Below are 17,435 nucleotides of genomic sequence, written 5' to 3'. Positions count from 1 at the left end.
GCACACATGAAGCTCGGCAAGCGCTGGCTCCCGGCCCACATCCTGGTGTGGACGTACGCGGTACTGCTCGTCGTCCCGCTGTACTACTTCCTCGCCTCGGCGTTCAAGTCGAACGACGAGATCTTCGCGCACCCCTTCGCCCTGCCGTCCTCCCTGGGTCTGGGCAACTTCAGAACCGCCTTCGACAGCGCCGATCTGGGACTCGCGGTCGTCAACTCCACTCTGGTGACGGTGTTCTCGCTGGCGCTCACCCTGCTGCTGGCGATCCCGGCCGCGTTCGCGCTGGCGCGTTCGACCGGGCGGCTGGCCGGTGTCGTCGAGAAGGTCTTCTCGCTGGGCTTCCTGATCCCGACGTTCGCGGCGCTCTTCCCGACGTTCCTGCTGGCGGCGGCGACCGGGCTGTTCCACACCCGGATCTTCATGGTGCTGTTCCTGCCCGCGACGGCGCTGCCGCTGTCGGTGGTGATCCTGGTGCAGTTCATGCGCACGATCCCGCCGGAGATGGAGGAGGCCGCCCGGCTGGACGGGGCGTCCACCTTCGCGGTGCTGCGGCACGTCTACACGCCGATGTGCCTTCCGGGCATCGCCACCGTACTGCTGCTGAACTTCCTGACCTTCTGGAACGAGTACCTGTACTCGCTGGTCATCATCGGCCCGGACCCGGCGCAGCGCACGGTCCAGGTGGCGCTGCCCACCCTGAAGTCGATCACCGGCACGGACTACGGCGTGCTGACGGCGGGCACGGTGCTGACCCTGGTGCCGGTGTGGATCGTCTACACGGTGCTCCAGAAGCGCATGCAGCAGGCCCTGGTCAGCGGGGCGGTGAAGATGTGAGCGTCGCCACCGAGCGGCCGGGCAGGCGGCCGACGATCAGGGAGGTCGCCGCCGCGGCCGGTGTGTCGACCGCGGCCGTCTCGCAGGCCTTCAACAACAAGGGCCGGCTCTCCGAGGCGACCCGCCGGCGGATCCTCGACGCGGCGCTGGAGCTGGGCTGGAGCCCGAACGCCCCGGCGGCGGCGCTGCGCAACGCGCGTACCCGCAGTCTGGCCCTGGTGGTCCGGCGCCCCACGGACGTGCTGGGCTCCGACCCGCACTTCAGCGAGCTGATCACCGGCATAGAGGGCGAGTTGGCGCCGCGCGGCTACGGTCTGCTGCTGCACCTGGTCAGCGGCGACCGCGAGGAGAACGGCCTGTACGAGCGCCTCGCTGCTGAGGGGCGGGTGGACGGCGCGGTGCTGACCGACGCCCGGGACGACGACGGGCGGCCCGCGCTGCTGGCCCGGCTCGGGCTGCCCGCGGTGCTGCTCGGCTCGCCGGACGACGGGGCCGTGGTCCCACGCGTCGGGCTGCGCGAACAGGGGGCCGGCATCGCCGAGGCCGTCGCGCATCTGCTGGCCCTCGGCCACCGGCGCGTCGCCTACGTCAGCGGACCGCCCGAACTGCAGCACACCCGGGTGCGCCGGGCGGCCTTCGAGGACGCCCTGCGCGAGGCCGGGCTGCGCCCCTTCGCGGTGCTGCCCACCGACTTCAGCGAGCGGCACGCCGTCGGCGCCACCGAGGCCCTGCTCGACGCCGCCGACCGGCCCACGGCGATCGTGTACGCCAACGACTCCATGGCGGTCTGCGGCACCGGCACCGCGCAGCGCGCCGGACTGGCCGTGCCCCGCGACGTGTCCGTGGTCGGCTACGACAACCTGCCGCTCGGCAGCTGGCTCCATCCCCGGCTGACCACGGTCGACCAGCAGGTGCAGCGGGTCGGCGCGGCCGCCGCGCGCATGCTGCTGGCCCTGTGCGGCGAGCCGGTCGAGGAGAGCGCCCTCACCGGGCGGCCCCGGCTGGTCGTCCGCGAGTCCACGGGGCCCGCCCCGGGCTGATCCGGCAGAAGACCGCGATGCGCCGCGGCGCCCCACCGCCCCTCCCCCCGTCATCCCGTCATCCCGACACCCGCACCCCCACCACCCGAGAAGGACCATGCGACGCCACAGCGCCCAGCTCACCCACCAGCCCGACGTCCTGCCCTGGCTCGGCGCCAACTTCTGGTCACGTACCGGCGGCCCGCTGATGTGGCGGAACTACGACCCCGCGACCGTGCGCGAGGAACTGCGCGTCCTGCACGACCACGGCCTGAACATGACCCGCTCCTTCTTCTACTGGCCCGACTTCCACCCGCAGCCGGACCGCGTCGACGAGGAGCTGTGCGAGCGGTTCGCGGACTTCCTCGACGCCCACCGGGAGGCGGGCATGGGCACCGTGCCGACCTTCATCGTCGGCCACATGTCAGGCGAGAACTGGGACCCGGCCTGGCGCGGCAACCGCGATCTGTACGAGGACGTGTGGATGGTGGGCCGCCAGGCCTGGTTCGTCTCGCAGATGGCGCGCCGCTTCAAGGACCACCCGGCGGTCACCGGGTGGCTGATCACCAACGAGATGCCCGGCTACGGGCGGATCTACCAGGTCGACCCGCCGTCCGCCGACGTGGTCACCGCCTGGGCCCAGGCCATGTGCAACGCGGTGCGCGCGACGGGCGCGAGGCAGCCGGTGTCGCTCGGCGACGGGGCGTGGGGCATCGAGGTCACCGGCCGCGACAACGGCTTCTCGCTGCGGGACACCGCCGAGTACGTCGACTTCGTGGGCCCGCACGTGTACCGCTCCGACACCGACCGGCCGCGGCAGCACTACCGCGCGGCCTTCGAGTGCGAGCTGGCCGCGGTGACCGGACAGCCCGTCGTGCTGGAGGAGTTCGGGCTCTCCACGGACACCGTCTCGGCCGCCAACGCCGGCGTCCACTACCGCCAGACCCTGCACAACTCGCTCCTCGGCGGGGCCACCGGCTGGATGGCCTGGAACAACACCGACTACGACGACCTGTGGGACCAGTCGCCCTACGACCACCACCCCTTCGAGATGCATTTCGGCATCACCGACTCCACCGGCGCCCCGAAGGAGCCGCTGCGTGAACTGGCCGCCTTCGCCGACGTGCTGAAGGCCGTGGACTTCGCCCGCTGCTCCCGGACGGACGCCGGTGCCGCGCTGGTGGTGCCCGCCTTCCTCGAACGCGGCTACCCCTACAGCCGTCCCGCCGACCGGCCGCTCATCTTCACCTCGCTGCACCAGGCTTACGTCACGGCGCGCGCCGCCGACCTGCCGGTGGCCCTCAGCCGCGAGGCCGACGGGCTGCCCGGCGAGGCGTCGCTGTACCTGCTGCCGGCCACCCGCCAGCTCACCACCCGCACCCGCCGCGAGCTGGCCCGCCGGGCCGCCGGGGGCGCCACGGTGTACCTGTCCTTCTGCTCCGGCGAGCACCCGGCCACCCGCGGCCCCTGGTTCGACGACCTGGACGGGCTGTTCGGTGTCGAGCTGCAGTTGTCGTACGGCGTCGCGGAGCCCATCGGGGACGACGTGCTGGAGATGACGTTCACCGAGGACTTCGGCGGGCTGCGGGCCGGCGAGGTGCTGCGGTTCCCGGTCGCCGGGAACGAGGACAGCCGCGCCTACCTGCCGGTGGAGCCGCGGGCGGGCCGGGTCGTGGCCGTGGACGCCCACGGCCGCCCGGCGCTGGTCGTGCACGAGACCGGGGCGGGCCGCACGGTGCTGGCCACCTATCCGCTGGAGCACATGGCCGCCCGTACGGCGCGCGTCAACCCGGACGTCACGCACCGCCTGTACGAGGCGCTGGCGGAGGTGGCGGGCGTGTCCCGGCCGGTGACGGTAGCCGACCCGCACGTGTCGGCGGACGTGCTCGAGCACGTCGACGGCCGCCGGTTCGTGTGGCTGGTCAGCCAGAGCCCCGAGCCGCTGGTGGTGCGTCCGTCGGCCGACGGGAAGCTGCACGGCCTGTCCGACGGCGAGCCGGTCGGGGACGTGCGGCTCGACGGGTACGGCGTCGCCGTCCTGGAACTGCGATGACCGTCCCCCGCTACCGCGACCCGGCGGCCCCGGTTTCCGAGCGCGTCCGTGACCTGCTGGGCCGGATGACCCTGCCGGAGAAGGTGGGCCAGCTCAACCAGCGCATGTACGGCTGGCACGCCTACGAGCGCACCCGCGACGGCCACCGCCTCACGGACGCGTTCCGCGAGGAGGTCGCCGCCTTCGACGGCATGGGCGCGCTCTACGGGCTGCAGCGGGCCGATCCCTGGTCGGGCGTCGGATTCACGGACGGGCTCGACGCGCGGGACGGGGCGCGGACCGCGGCAGCCGTCCAGCGGCACGTCGTGGAGCACACCAGGCTCGGCATCCCCGTCCTGCTGGTGGAGGAGATGCCGCACGGCCACCAGGCCCTGGACGGCACGGTGCTGCCCGTGAACCTGGCGGCCGGCGCCACCTGGGACCCGGAGCTGTACGCCGACGCGGTGGCCGCGGCGGCGGCCGAACTGCGGGCGCGGGGTGCGCACATCGCCCTGGTGTCGGCACTGGACCTGGTGCGCGATCCGCGCTGGGGACGCAGCGAGGAGTGCTTCGGCGAGGACCCCTACCTCGCGGCACGGATGACCGAGGCGCTGGTCGAGGGGGCGCGGCGGGCGGGCGTGGCCGTGGTGCTCAAGCACTTCGCGGGCCAGGGCGCGACGGTCGGCGGACGCAACAGCGCGGCGACGGAGCTGGGCCGGCGTGAACTGCACGAGGTCCATCTCGCCGCCGCCCGGGCCGGGGTCGCGGCCGGGGCCGCCGGAGTGATGGCCGCCTACAACGAGTTCGACGGCCTGCCGTGCGTCGCCAACCGGTACCTGCTCACCGAGGTGCTGCGCGAGGAGTGGGGCTTCGACGGGCTCGTGATGGCGGACGGGACCGCCGTGGACCGGCTGCTGCGGCTGACCGGCGACCCGGTCCGGGCGGCGGCCCTGGCGCTGGACGCCGGCTGCGATCTGAGCCTGTGGGACGACTCCTTCACGCGCCTTGGCGAGGCGGTGGAGCGCGGTCTGGTGTCCGAGGGGGCGCTGGACGCCGCGGTGGCCCGGGTCCTCACGCTGAAGTTCCGCCTCGGCCTGTTCGAGCAGCCGGGGCCTCCCGCCGGGGCGGCGGCCACCGGCCCCGCGGACGCCGCCGAGCTGGGCGAGCGCGTGGCCCGTGCCTCGGTGACTCTGCTCGCCCACGAGGGCGGCGCGCTGCCGCTGGCGCGGGCGGCACTGCGGCGGATCGCGGTCCTCGGGCCCAACGCGGACTCCCTGCCGCACCAGATCGGCGACTACACGGCGCCCCAGCGGCCCGGTGACGGCGTCACCGTCCTGGAGGGCATCCGCGCGGCGGCCGGGCCCGGCGTCGACGTGGTGACGGCGCCGGGGTGCGCCCTGGTCGGGGACGACGTGTCCCAGGTGCCGTCGGCGGTCGCGTCGGCGGCGGCCTCCGACGTGGCCGTGCTGGTCCTCGGCGGCTCCAGTGCCCGCTGCGCCGACACCGCGTTCGAGGCGAACGGGGCCGCCGTCACCGGTTCCGGCGCTCCGACCGGCATGACGTGCGGGGAGGGCGTGGATCTGGCGGACCTCCTTCTTCCGGCTGCCCAACGCGCCCTGCTGGCCGCGGTGTCGGCCACGGGGACCCCGGTCGTCGTGGTGCTGGTCCAGGGGCGCCCGCACGCCCTGCCCGAGCTGGACGCGCCCGTGCACGCGGTGCTGAGCGCCTGGTATCCGGGGCCGCGGGGCGGGCGGGCCGTGGCCGAGGTACTGTTCGGCGACGCCGAGCCGCGCGGGCGGCTGCCGGTCTCGGTGCCCCGCTCGGCGGCCCAACTGCCCGTCTACTACAACGGCAAGGACCACCGCTATCGCGGCTACGTCGACCAGAGCGCCGGGCCGCGGCACGCGTTCGGCCACGGCCTGTCGTACACGACCGTCGTCTACGGGGCCCCTCGCCTCTCGCGCGCCCGCGTGACGGCGGACGCGCCGGACCTGACCTGCCGGGTCGCCGTGCGCAACACCGGGACGCGGCCGGCCGAGGAGACGGTGCAGCTCTACGTGCGCCGGGTGTCGGGCGGCACGTCCTGGCCGCGGGTGCGGGAGCTGCGGGGCTTCGTCCGGCTGCGGATCGCGCCCGGCGCCGCGGCCGACGCGGTCTTCGAGGTGGACGCCGCCACGCTGGCCTCGGTGGGGCGCGACCTGCGCCTCGCCGTGGAGCCGGGCGTCGTGGAGCTGGAGACGGGACCCGCCTCCGACCGCACCCGGGCGGCGCGTCTGGAGATCTCGGCCCCGGGGCGGAACCCGGAGCCGGGCCGGGAGCAGGACGCGGAGCCGGACTCGGAAAGGGTGCCGGAACCGACGTGGGAACGGGGGTCGGAACCGAGCGGAACTTAGGGTAGCCTTCCCTACATGGCGAAGATCCGTCGGCTCACGCCCCAGCAGCCCGAGATGTTCCGTGCCCGCGTCGTGCGGACGGAGCGGGTCTCCCCGTCCATGCACCGCGTCACGGTCGCCGGACCGGGACTCGGCGGCTTCCCGTGGCTGGGGTACGACCACTGGTTCCGGCTCTTCCTCCAGCTGCCCCACCAACGCGAGCTGCGGCTGCCGGAGTTCACCGGGGCGCAGTGGTACCAGCCGTACCTCGCCATTCCCGAGGAGCAGCGCCCGCACTGCGCCAACTACTCGGTGGCCGGCTTCCGCCGGGAGGCGGCCGAGCTGGACATCGACTTCGTCGTGCACCGCGGTCCCACGGGCGAGATCGAGGGCAGGGCCGCGATCTGGGCCTGCAACGCCCGCCCCGGCGACGCGCTCGCCGTCCTGGACCAGGGCGTCCTCTTCGACTGCCCGCACGACGCCTCGGAGGTGACGGTCGTCGCCGACGAGACCGGGCTGCCCGCCACCGCGGGCATCCTGCGCTCGCTCCCGGGCGACACGGTGGGCCGGGTCATCCAGGAGATCCCCACGGAGGCGGACCGCCGCGCCCTGGACGCGCCGCCCGGTGTGGCCGTCTCCTGGGTCGTGCGCCGCGACAGCTCCTCCGTGCCCGGTGCCGCCGCCCTGCGCGAACTCCAGCGGCTCACCCGGGCGGCGGCCACGGGTTACGCCTTCGTCGTCGGCGAGTCCTCACTGGCCACCGAGGGCCGCAGGCACCTGCACCGTTTGGGCCTGCCGAAGGAGCGCATCACCTTCTCGGGGTTCTGGAAGCACGAGGGACACGCGAAGGCAGCAGCGGCCTGACCCGGCCCTAGGCCCCCGACCCCGCCCCCGACCCCGCGTCCCTGACGCGTTGGTAGTGCCGGCGGGCCTTCATCCGGTTTCCGCACTCGGCCATGGAGCACCACCGGGCGCTGTTGGGCTTGCTGCGGTCCAGCAGGAAGCGCCGGCACTCCGGGTTGCCGCAGGGCTTCAGCCGCCCCGGCCGGCTCTCCTCGACGCGCGCCCAGGTCAGCACCAGCTCGACCGGGAGGCGGCGCGCGTCGGGCACCCGAAGCTCCCACTCCAGGCCGCCGCGCGCGATACCCGGCACGCTGCTGACGTCCTGGAGGAACTCGTTCAGGCACTCCGGGTCGCGCCGGCCCCGGACGACGTCCTGGAGGGCGTCCCGAGCGGCGACCAGGGCTGCGGCCTCTTCGCCCGATCCGGTGCCCCCGTGCGCACGCGCCCAGGCACGGCCGTCGGCGGGCGTGCCCAGTGCGTCGCGCACCGAGCCCGCCACGACGGGCGTCGTGTTGAGCAGTTCCAGGAGTGCGTCCTCCGCGGCCCTGCCGTCCACCCTCTCACCCACTGTCTAACCCCTTGCTCGACCTTGGCAGGTTACAGCAGACCCTGCCCGCGGACTCGACCCTAACCCCTAACAACAACTTGACAGGTTACCTCGCGAGTGCTGCACTCTCCCTAACCGCTAAATCATTCCAAAGGGGTTGTCATGAGTGTCACCGTGCACCACCGGACCGCGACCGTGGGCGGCCTGGAGGTCTTCTACCGCGAGGCCGGGGATCCGCGGGCGCCGGCCGTCGTGCTGCTGCACGGCTTCCCGACCAGCTCGCACATGTTCCGCAACCTCATCCCCCGGCTGGCCGACGCCTACCACGTGATCGCCCCCGACATGATCGGCTTCGGCCAGTCCGCCGCCCCCTCGGCCGACGACTTCGACTACGGCTTCGACGCCCTCACCGACGTGACGACCGGCCTCCTGGACCACCTGGGCGTGGAGCGGTTCGCGGTCTACGTGCAGGACTACGGAGCGCCGGTCGCCTGGCGGATCGCCACCCGCACCCCGCACCGCGTCACCGCGATCGTCACGCAGAACGGCAACGCCTACACCGACGGCTTCGTCAAGCCCTTCTGGGACGGACTGTTCGCCTACGCCGACGACCCGACCCCGGAGACGGAGGCCGTCGTCCGGGAGGCGCTGGGTCCCGAGATGATCCGCTGGCAGTACGTGAACGGGGTCGCCGACCCGAGCCTCGTCAGCCCCGACACCTGGACCCTCGACCAGGCCCTCCTGAACCGCCCGGGCAACGACGCGGTCCAGCTGGCGCTCTTCCGCGACTACCCCACCAACGTGGCCCTCTACCCGCGGCTCCAGCAGTACTTCCGCGACAGCAGGGTGCCGCTCCTGGCGGTGTGGGGGGCGGGCGACGAGATCTTCGGGCCCGAGGGCGCGCGGGCCTTCCGCCGCGACCTGCCGGACGCGGAGATCCACCTGCTCGACACCGGTCACTTCGCCCTGGAGACCCACCTGGAGGAGATCACGGGTCACATCCGCGGCTTCCTCGCCCGGCTCACCGCCTGAGCGGCCCGGGCGCCCCCGCCGTCGGGGCCCTCGCCCGCTACGCCTGCACGAAGGCCAGCAGGTCCGGGTTGAGGAGTTCCGGATGCGTCGAGAGCATGCCGTGCGGCAGTCCCTCGTACGACTTCAGGGTGCCGTTCCGCAGCAGTTCGACCGACCGCGGCGCCGAGTCGGCGTAGGGCACGACCTGGTCGTCGGTGCCGTGTGCGACGAGGACGGGGACGGTGATCCGCCGGAGGTCCTCGGTGAAGTCGGTCTCGGAGAACGCCTTGATGCAGTCGTAGTGGGCGTTGGCCGCGCCTGTCATCCCCTGCAGCCACCACTTGTCGATGAGGCCCTGGGACACCTTCGCGCCCTCGCGGTTGAAGCCGTAGAAGGGCCCGGACGGCACGTCGATGTAGAACTGCGCGCGGTTGGCGGCGAGCGCCGCGCGGAACTCGTCGAAGACCTCGATCGGCGTGCCGTCGGGGTTGGACTCGGACTTCACCATGACCGGGGGCACGGCGCCGACGAGTACGGCCTTCGCGACCCGCCCGGCCTTCGCCCGCGCCACGTAGCGCGCGACCTCGCCGCCGCCCGTCGAGTGCCCGATGTGGACCGCGTCCCGCAGGTCCAGCGCGTCGGTCAGGGCCGCGACGTCGGCGGCGTAGGTGTCCATGTCGTGGCCGCCCGACGGCTGCCCGGAACGGCCGTGGCCGCGGCGGTCGTGCGCGACGACGCGGTAGCCGTGGGAGAGGAAGAACAGCATCTGGGCGTCCCAGTCGTCGGAACTCAGCGGCCAGCCGTGGTGGAACACGACCGGTTGTCCGTCGCGCGGACCCCAGTCCTTGTAGAAGATGGCCGTGCCGTCGTCGGTGGTGACCGTACCCATGCCTGGACCTCCCGTGCGGGCGACCGGAGGGGCACCCGTGCGAGCCACTTTACGCCGGTGCCGGACATCCCTCACTTTCCGCCCGTCCGGTCCTGAGACCTACACTGATCAGGTGTTGCCTACAGGTGCCCCGCCCGACCGGGCGCACGCGGACGTCGCCGCGACGGCGCGGGGGATCGTCGAGGACGTACGGGAGGCCGTGGCCGGGATTCCGGTCGGGTGCGTCGCTTCGTACGGCGACATCGGTGAGCGGATCGGGGCCGGCCCCCGGCAGGTGGGCCGGGCCATGTCGCTGCTGGACGAGGGCGTGCCGTGGTGGCGGGTGGTGTACGCGGACGGAACGCCGGCCTCCTGCCACGGCGGCCGGGCACCGGGCCTGCTCAGGGACGAGGGCACCCCGATGCGCGGCGCGCGGGTGGACATGGAGCGCGCGCGGCACCGTGCACCGCCGTCGGCGCCGTGAGGCGGTCCCGCACCCCACGGCGCACCGGTGGCGTCAGACCGCGTTGACGGGGTGCCGCACGACCGCGTCGAAGAGGTAGCCCTGTGTGTTGTGGACGGTGGCCTCCGGTTGCGTGCGGCCCGTGGTGTCCGTCGCCCGGGCCAGCAGCGTGCGGGGGCCGGGCTCCGCCGGGCGCCAGTGGGTGGACCAGCGGACCCAGCCGTCCCGCCGGGGCGCGTCGTGCAGCCGGGCGGGGCGCCAGGTGGCGCCCGAGTCGGTGCTGACCTCCACGGCCACGATGCCGCCCCCGCCCGACCAGGAGCGGCCGGTGAGGCGGTGTGTCACGCCGGTCGCCAGGTTCGCCTGCCCGTCCAGTTCCCAGGCGCTCTTGATCGTCTGCCGGGTCAGCGGTGCGCTGCCCCCGTCGGGGTGGGCGTCGCCGAACAGGCGGTAGAAGTCGGTGTTCCACGGGGAGTACAGCGGCTCGGCGGAGACCTCGATGTCGCCCACCCACTTGACGGAGGCGATGCCGACCCAGGAGGGGACGAGGACGCGTACGGGGTGGCCGTGGTCGGGCGGCAGGGGCTCGCCGTTCATCTCGTAGGCGAGCAGCACGTCGTCGAGCGCCTTGGACAGGGGCAGCGGCCGGCGGACGCGGCCCAGGTTGGTGCCGTCGTCGGTGACGTAGTCGGCGTCGAGGCCGCGGGGGAGGACGTCCACGGCCCGCCTGCTCAGACCGGCCCGCCGGAGGACGTCGGCCAGCCGGACCCCGCGCCAGCGGGCCACGCCGATCGCGCCGAGGGTCCAGGCGGTGCCGCTGACGGGCTGCCCCTGCTGGCCGGTGAAGAAACTGCGGCCGTTCCCGGCGCACTCCACGAACGCGCTGTGCGTCACGGACGGCAGTGCCCTGAGGTCGGCCAGGGTGAAGTCGACGGTGCGGTCACGGGTGAGGCCGTCGCCGTGCACGGTGAGCGCCCAGTCCGACGCCGACAGAGTGGGCGTCGCGGTGTGGTTGCGGACGAAGAAGCGGTCGTTGGGCGTGTGGTAGCCGGTGCCCGCCAGTGACGCGAAGCGGGTCTCGGCGTTCGTGCCCCGGACGGTGAACCGGTCCGCGGGCAGGGGTTTGACGATGCCGGGCGCGGCGGCGGCCGCCGGTGTGCCCAGCGCGACGGGGGCGGCACCGGCGAGGCCCGCGGCGGCCAGGAGCCGGAGCATGTCGCGCCGTGAGACACCGTCGGCCCGCGCCTCGCCGGCCAGCCACTGGCGGAGTCTGCGGCGGTCGTAGGCGGATTCGGAGGTACGCATGACGGCCTGCCCTTCTCAGGGAGGGCGCGGAGAGCAGCTCCGCGCGCGGAATGGGGAAAGGCGTCCGCTCCGCCGGTGGGCGCGCCGGAGACGGGCCGCGGGCGGGCGGGACGGCGGGCCAACGCGGCCTGCCGCAGCGGGGTTACACGGTGAGGATCAACAACAGCCGTACGGAGCGGGCGCGCGGAACCGCGGGGCGGCGGAGCGGCGGAGGCTGCGGATCATGGCCACATCGTACGGAACGAGCGCGGCGCGCGGAACGGAAGGAGCGGCGCTCTCCGTGAACCTGGACATCCGTAGCCGCAGCCGCAGGCGCAGCAGCCGGAGCGGGGAGGAGCGGCGCGCTTTGACATCCTCCGCCGGTTCGTTCATATTCCTAGTCATGTCGTCTGCCCACGCCCCCGCCCGCGCCGCCATCGAGCTGGCGCTGATCGGCGTGACCCCGCTCTGCGTGGCCGACATCATCTGTCGCTGACGTCCGCCTTCGGCGCGTACGTCGCGTTCCTCGACCTCACGTTCCTCCCTCCCCGTACCTCTCACGCGTGCCGTGGGGGCGGTCGGTGTCCGGCGGTCCGCGTGCCCGTGCCGGGGCGAACCCATCCGACAGCTCCTTCCCCGTGTCACCGCCGTCCCGCGATCCGGGACGGTCCTTCCGAGAGGTCGTCTTCCGATGCGTCATCCGTCCCGCAGAACGCGCCGCGCCGCCGCCGCGTTGACCGTGAGCCTGATCGTGACGGCCGGTGCGGCCGCCTGCGGGCCGGAGGACAACGATGCCAAGTCCGGCGGCGCCGACGGCGATCCGCAGAAGGGCGGCACCCTGACCGTCCTCAACGCCATCCCTCAGACGGACTTCGACCCCGCGCGCCTGTACACCTCCGGCGGCGGCAACGTCCCGTCGCTGGTCTTCCGCACGCTCACCACGCGCAACCGCGAGGACGGCGCCAAGGGCACCGAGGTCGTGCCCGACCTCGCCACGGACACCGGCCGTCCGAACAAGGACGCCACCGTGTGGACGTACACCCTCAAGGAGGGCCTGAAGTACGAGGACGGGACGAAGATCACCTCGGCCGACGTCAAGTACGGCATCGAGCGGTCCTTCGCCGCCGAGCTGTCCGGCGGTGCCCCGTACCTGCGGGACTGGCTGATCGGCGGGGCCGACTACCAGGGGCCGTACAAGGACAAGGGCAAGGGGCTCGACTCGATCGAGACGCCGGACGAGCGCACCATCGTCTTCCGTCTGAACAAGCCCGAGGGAGAGTTCCCCTTCCTGGCCACCCAGACGCAGTTCGCGCCGGTGCCGAAGTCCGCCGACAAGGGCACGAAGTACGAGGAGCACCCGGTCTCCTCCGGGCCGTACAAGGTCGTCCGGAACGAGAACGACGGCGAGCGGCTGGTCCTGGAGCGCAACGAGCACTGGTCGGAGAAGACCGACGTGGAGCGCAAGGCCTACCCGGACCGCATCGACGTCCGCTCCGGCCTGGACTCCTCGGTCATCAACCAGCGGCTGTCCGCCTCCCAGGGCGCCGACGCGGCCGCCGTCACCACCGACACCAACCTGGGGCCGGCCGAACTCGCCAAGGTCAGCGGCGACAAGGAGCTCGCGGCCCGGGTGGGCACCGGCCACTTCGGCTACACCAACTACATCGCCTTCAATCCGAAGGTGAAGCCGTTCGACGACCCGAAGGTGCGCCAGGCGATCGCCTACGCCGTCGACCGCACCTCCGTGATCAACGCGGCCGGCGGCTCCTCGCTGGCGGAGCCCGCGACCACCTACCTGCCGAACCAGAAGTCGTTCGGGTACACGGCCCACGACCACTTCCCGGCCGGCGAGTCGGGCGACCCGGCGAAGGCGAAGGAGCTGCTGAAGGAGGCCGGTCACGCCGACGGCCTCACGGTGACGCTCACCCACTCCAACGCCAAGGACTTCGAGACCAGCCCGGAGATCGCCACCGCCCTCCAGGACGCACTGCAGAAGGCCGGCATCACGGTCGAGCTGGAGGGCCTGGAGGACAACGACTACCGCGACACCATCCACGACGCCAAGACCGAGCCCGGCTTCTTCCTGGCCCACTGGGGCGCCGACTGGCCGTCCGGCGGGCCGTTCCTGGCGCCGATCTTCGACGGCCGGCAGATCGTGCGGGACGGCGCCAACTTCAACACCGGCTTCCTGGACGACAAGTCGGTCAACGACGAGATCGACGCCATCAACAAGCTCACCGACCTCGACGAGGCGGCGCAGCGCTGGGGCGCCCTCGACAAGAAGATCGGTGAGAAGGCGCTGACGGTGCCGCTGTTCCACCCCGTTTACAAGCGGCTGTACGGCAAGGACGTCAAAAACGTCGTGATCAGCGACTGGACCGGTGTGCTGGACGTCTCCCAGGTCGCGGTGAAGTAGTCCCATGAGCGAGGCCCAAGTGGTCTCCGAAGGCGCGCGGGCGGGCACCGGCATGGTGCTCGCCCCCGCCTCGGGGGCCCGACAGTTCTGGCGGCGGCTGCGCGCGCAGCGGGCCGCCCTCGTCGCGGCGGCCGTCGTCGCGCTGCTCGTCCTGGTCGCGCTCGCCGCTCCGCTGCTCACCGCGCTGGAGGGGCAGGACCCGACCACGTACCACCCCGGCCTCGTCGACTCCGCGCGCGGCGGGGTGCCCGTCGGCGCGCTCGGCGGCATGAGCGGCGAGCACTGGCTCGGCGTCGAACCGCAGACGGGCCGGGACCTGTTCGCCCGGCTCGTGTACGGGGCCCGGGTCTCCCTCGGCGTGGCGCTGGCGGCGACACTCGTGCAGGTGACCGTCGGGGTCGTCGTGGGCATCGCCGCGGGGCTCGGCAACCGGTGGGTGGACCAGGCGCTGAGCCGGTTCACCGACGTGGTGGTGGCGCTGCCGCTGATGGTGATGTCCCTGGCGCTGCTCGCGGTCGTGCCCGGCGGATTCCCGCGTCCGGTGCTGGTCGCGGGCGTGATCGGGCTGATCGGGTGGGGTTCCACCGCCAAGATCGTGCGGGCCGGGACGCTGACGCTCAAGCAGCTCGACCACGTGGCCGCGGCCCGGCTCAGCGGGTGGGGTTCCTGGCGGATCGCCCGCCGTGAGCTGCTGCCCGCGCTCGCCGCGCCGGTCATCACCTATGCCGCGCTCCTGGTGCCGGTCAACATCAGCGCCGAGGCCGCGCTGAGCTTCCTCGGCGCCGGGGTCAAGCCCCCGACGCCGTCGTGGGGGCAGATGCTCACGTCGGCGAACGTCTGGTACCAGGCCGCGCCGCAGTATCTGCTGCTGCCCGCGGGGATGTTGTTCGTCACCGTGCTCACCCTGACCGTCCTCGGGGAGGGCGTGCGCCGGGCTCTGGACCCGCGGGCGGCCTCCCGGCTCTCGGTGGGCACGGGCCGCCGGAAGGAGGCTCGGGCATGAGCGCCCTGCACGGCTTCCTCGGCTTCACGCTGCGCCGCACGCTCGGCGCCGTCGTCACGCTGCTCGCGATCTCGGTCATCGTGTACGTCGTCTTCTACGCCGCTCCCGGCGACGTCGCCCAGATCACCTGCGGGCAGCGCTGCTCGCCCGCCCAGGTGCGGCAGGTGACCGAGCAGCTGCGGCTCGACGACCCGCTGTACGTCCGCTACCTCCACTTCCTGCAGGGCCTGTTCACCGGGCACGACTACTCCACCGGCACCTCGGTGGAGCACTGCCCGGCGCCGTGCCTGGGACTGTCGTACCAGAGCGACCAGCAGGTCATGCAGCTGATCCTGGCCAAGCTGCCGGTCACCGGTTCGCTCGCCCTCGGCGCGATGGTGCTCTGGCTGCTGCTCGGCGTGGGCACCGGTGTCCTCGCCGCCTGGCGGCGCGGACGGCTGGAGGAGCGGATCCTGACGGGCGTCACGCTGGCCGGCTGGGCCACGCCCGTGTTCGTCATCGGCCTGCTGCTGATGATCGTGGTCTGCGGCCAGTTGCAACTGCTGCCGTTCCCGCAGTACGTGCCGTTCACCGAGGACCCCGAGCAGTGGGCGTGGAACCTGCTGCTGCCCTGGCTGTCCCTGGCCCTCATCGAGGCGGCCAAGTACGCCCGGCTGACCCGGTCGGCCATGCTGGAGACGCTGGCGGAGGACCATGTGCGCACCTTCCGTGCCTACGGGGTCGGGGAGCGGAAGATCGTGGGCCGGCACGCCCTGCGCGGCGCGGTCGGACCGCTGATCGCGCTCAACGCCAACGACCTGGGCTCGCTGTTCGGCGGGGCCGTGCTCACCGAGTCGCTGTTCGGGCTGCCGGGGATCGGCCGGGAGCTGGTGCACGCCGTGAACGTGGTCGACCTGCCGGTCGTGGTCGGCATGGTCCTGCTGACCGGCTTCTTCGTGGTGCTCGCCAACGCCCTCGCGGACGTGCTGTTCGCGGTGGCCGACCGAAGGACGGTGCTGTCATGAGTCTGGTCGAAGTCACCGGTCTGTCGGTCGCGTTCGGGTCCGTGCGGGCCGTCGAGGACCTGTCCTTCCGGCTGGAGAAGGGCGCGGCGCTCGGTCTGGTCGGCGAGTCCGGCTCCGGCAAGTCCACCGTGGCGTCCGCGCTGCTCGGCCTGCACCGGGGCACGGGCGCCGTGGTCGACGGCTCGGTCCGGGTCGCCGGGACGGACGTGGGTGCGGCGTCCGAGCGGGAGCTGCGGGGGCTGCGGGGCGGGAAGGCCGCGATGGTGTTCCAGGACCCGCTGTCGTCGCTGGACCCCTACTACGCGGTCGGCGACCAGATCGCCGAGGTGTACCGCGTGCACCACCCGGCCTCGCGCCGGGCGGCACGGGCGCGTGCGGTGGAGGTCCTCGACCGGGTGGGCATCCCCGACGCGGCGCGCCGGTCGCGGTCGCGCCCGCACGAGTTCAGCGGCGGCATGCGCCAGCGCGCCCTGATCGCCATGGCCCTGGCCTGCGAGCCGGACCTCCTCGTCGCGGACGAGCCCACCACCGCCCTCGACGTCACCGTGCAGGCCCAGATCCTCGACCTGCTGCACGCGCTGCGCGAGGAGACGGGCATGGGTCTGCTGCTGGTCACGCACGACGTGGGGGTCGCCGCGGAGAGCGTCGACGAGGTGCTGGTCATGCGGCACGGCCGCGCCGTCGAGCACGGCCCCGTGGGCTCCGTCCTGGGCTCCCCCGCCGAGGCGTACACCCGGCGGCTGCTCAAGTCCGTACCGCGGGTGGACACGCCCCGGCCGCCCGCGCCGCCGGCCGGGGCGGTGGCCGACGATGCCTCCCGCGACGGCGTGGTGCTGGAGGCCACCGGCCTGCGGCGCGTCTTCGGCCGCGGGTCGAAGGCGTTCACGGCGGTCGACGACGTGTCGCTCGAGGTGCGGCGCGGCGAAGCCCTGGGCGTCGTCGGCGAGAGCGGCAGCGGCAAGACCACGCTCGGCCGGATGCTGGTGGGGCTGCTCGAACCGTCGGCGGGAGGGGTCCGCCTGGACGGGGCGGCCGTGACCGGGGTGCGGCCGGACGTCCAGATGGTCTTCCAGGACCCGGTCTCCTCGCTCAACCCCCGCCGCAGCGTGGGCGAGTCGGTCGCCGACCCGCTGCGGGCGCGCGGCGAACGGGGTCCGGCCGTCCGTGCTCGGGTCGCCGAGCTGCTGGAGCGAGTGGGGCTCGATCCCGCCCACTACGACCGCTACCCGCACGAGTTCAGCGGGGGCCAGCGGCAGCGGGTGGGCATCGCCCGGGCGCTGGCCGCCGGTCCGCGCGTCCTGGTGTGCGACGAGCCGGTCTCCGCGCTCGACGTGACGACGCAGGCGCAGGTGGTGGAACTGCTCGACGAACTCCGGCGCGAGCTGGGGCTCGCCCTGGTGTTCATCGCCCACGACCTGGCGGTCGTGCGCCGGGTCAGCGACCGGCTGGCGGTGATGCGGCACGGCAGGGTGGTGGAGTACGGCCCGGCCGACGGCATCTACGAGTCTCCGGGCGACCCGTACACGGCGCGGCTGCTCGCCGCCGTGCCCGTGCTGGACCCGGGCCTGGCGGCGCTGCGCCGCGCGGAGCGCCGGGAGCCGGCGGTGACCTGACCGCACCCGGCCTCCCCCGCCACTCGGCCACCTGGCCGCACAGCGGAAACTACAGTGCTGTAGAAAATGCCTCCTGGACATGATCGTCGGCAGGCCGACCACTCGACGAAGAGCAGGTCGGCGGGT

General features: G+C 73.3%; 15 protein-coding genes. 12 read left to right on the top strand and 3 right to left on the bottom strand.

The window, feature by feature from the left end:
- Window positions 1–6 precede the first annotated feature (6 nt).
- The 5 genes from IG94_RS0108110 (at window position 7) to IG94_RS0108090 (ending at window position 7,121) form a co-directional block, all read left to right on the top strand.
- Complete coding sequence (locus tag IG94_RS0108110; protein WP_031032982.1) at window positions 7–834, top strand: carbohydrate ABC transporter permease; 828 nt, start codon at window positions 7–9, stop codon at window positions 832–834.
- Window positions 831–1,874, top strand: a complete 1,044-nt coding sequence (locus IG94_RS0108105) for a LacI family DNA-binding transcriptional regulator (RefSeq protein ID WP_031032981.1) — start codon at window positions 831–833, stop codon at window positions 1,872–1,874. The genes IG94_RS0108110 and IG94_RS0108105 overlap by 4 nt, the downstream gene beginning before the upstream one ends.
- Window positions 1,875–1,971: 97 nt before the next feature.
- On the top strand, window positions 1,972–3,906 hold the full coding sequence (locus IG94_RS0108100) for a glycoside hydrolase 5 family protein (protein WP_031032979.1): 1,935 nt from the start codon (window positions 1,972–1,974) through the stop codon (window positions 3,904–3,906).
- The gene (locus tag IG94_RS0108095; protein ID WP_078892218.1) at window positions 3,903–6,278 is read left to right on the top strand and encodes a glycoside hydrolase family 3 N-terminal domain-containing protein; all 2,376 of its coding nucleotides are present in this window, start codon (window positions 3,903–3,905) and stop codon (window positions 6,276–6,278) included. The genes IG94_RS0108100 and IG94_RS0108095 overlap by 4 nt, the downstream gene beginning before the upstream one ends.
- A gap of 15 nt (window positions 6,279–6,293) precedes the next feature.
- Entirely contained in the window at window positions 6,294–7,121 is an 828-nt protein-coding gene (locus tag IG94_RS0108090; RefSeq protein WP_031032976.1) for a siderophore-interacting protein, read from the top strand.
- Between the two features lie 7 nt (window positions 7,122–7,128).
- On the opposite strand, the gene IG94_RS0108085 is transcribed toward IG94_RS0108090, so the two are convergent.
- A complete protein-coding gene (locus tag IG94_RS0108085) occupies window positions 7,129–7,668 on the bottom strand; it encodes a CGNR zinc finger domain-containing protein (RefSeq protein ID WP_372458773.1) in 540 nt (179 codons plus the stop codon).
- Between the two features lie 141 nt (window positions 7,669–7,809).
- Between IG94_RS0108085 and IG94_RS0108080 the strand changes: the two genes are divergently transcribed.
- On the top strand, window positions 7,810–8,679 hold the full coding sequence (locus IG94_RS0108080; protein ID WP_031032973.1) for an alpha/beta fold hydrolase: 870 nt from the start codon (window positions 7,810–7,812) through the stop codon (window positions 8,677–8,679).
- Window positions 8,680–8,716: 37 nt separating this feature from the next.
- Here IG94_RS0108080 and IG94_RS0108075 read toward each other — a convergent pair whose 3' ends face one another.
- Entirely contained in the window at window positions 8,717–9,547 is an 831-nt protein-coding gene (locus IG94_RS0108075; RefSeq protein WP_031032971.1) for an alpha/beta fold hydrolase, read from the bottom strand.
- A 175-nt stretch (window positions 9,548–9,722) separates the two neighbouring features.
- Between IG94_RS0108075 and IG94_RS43350 the strand changes: the two genes are divergently transcribed.
- A complete protein-coding gene (locus tag IG94_RS43350) occupies window positions 9,723–10,010 on the top strand; it encodes an MGMT family protein (RefSeq protein ID WP_031032969.1) in 288 nt (95 codons plus the stop codon).
- Between the two features lie 33 nt (window positions 10,011–10,043).
- On the opposite strand, the gene IG94_RS0108065 is transcribed toward IG94_RS43350, so the two are convergent.
- Complete coding sequence (locus IG94_RS0108065; protein WP_031032968.1) at window positions 10,044–11,294, bottom strand: sulfite oxidase; 1,251 nt, start codon at window positions 11,292–11,294, stop codon at window positions 10,044–10,046.
- Between the two features lie 382 nt (window positions 11,295–11,676).
- On the opposite strand from IG94_RS0108065, the gene IG94_RS44175 reads away from it, so the two are divergent.
- The 5 genes from IG94_RS44175 (at window position 11,677) to IG94_RS0108040 (ending at window position 17,309) form a co-directional block, all read left to right on the top strand.
- Window positions 11,677–11,769, top strand: coding sequence for an Ms4533A family Cys-rich leader peptide (locus tag IG94_RS44175; protein WP_324608934.1), 93 nt, complete (start codon window positions 11,677–11,679; stop codon window positions 11,767–11,769).
- 195 nt (window positions 11,770–11,964) lie between these two features.
- Window positions 11,965–13,689: an ABC transporter substrate-binding protein gene (locus tag IG94_RS0108055; protein ID WP_031032967.1), complete on the top strand. Its 1,725-nt coding sequence runs from the start codon at window positions 11,965–11,967 to the stop codon at window positions 13,687–13,689.
- Window positions 13,690–13,693: 4 nt separating this feature from the next.
- A complete protein-coding gene (locus tag IG94_RS0108050; protein ID WP_031032965.1) occupies window positions 13,694–14,692 on the top strand; it encodes an ABC transporter permease in 999 nt (332 codons plus the stop codon).
- Complete coding sequence (locus IG94_RS0108045) at window positions 14,689–15,696, top strand: ABC transporter permease (protein ID WP_031032964.1); 1,008 nt, start codon at window positions 14,689–14,691, stop codon at window positions 15,694–15,696. Before IG94_RS0108050 ends, IG94_RS0108045 begins: the two co-directional genes overlap by 4 nt.
- A complete protein-coding gene (locus IG94_RS0108040; RefSeq protein WP_031032963.1) occupies window positions 15,693–17,309 on the top strand; it encodes a dipeptide ABC transporter ATP-binding protein in 1,617 nt (538 codons plus the stop codon). Before IG94_RS0108045 ends, IG94_RS0108040 begins: the two co-directional genes overlap by 4 nt.
- The last annotated feature ends 126 nt before the right edge of the window (window positions 17,310–17,435 follow it).

Source organism: Streptomyces olivaceus (genome assembly GCF_000721235.1).
Classification (GTDB): Bacteria; Actinomycetota; Actinomycetes; order Streptomycetales; family Streptomycetaceae; genus Streptomyces; species Streptomyces olivaceus.
Note: the sequence above shows the minus strand (reverse complement) of the source record. Positions and strands in the feature narration are given on the sequence as shown.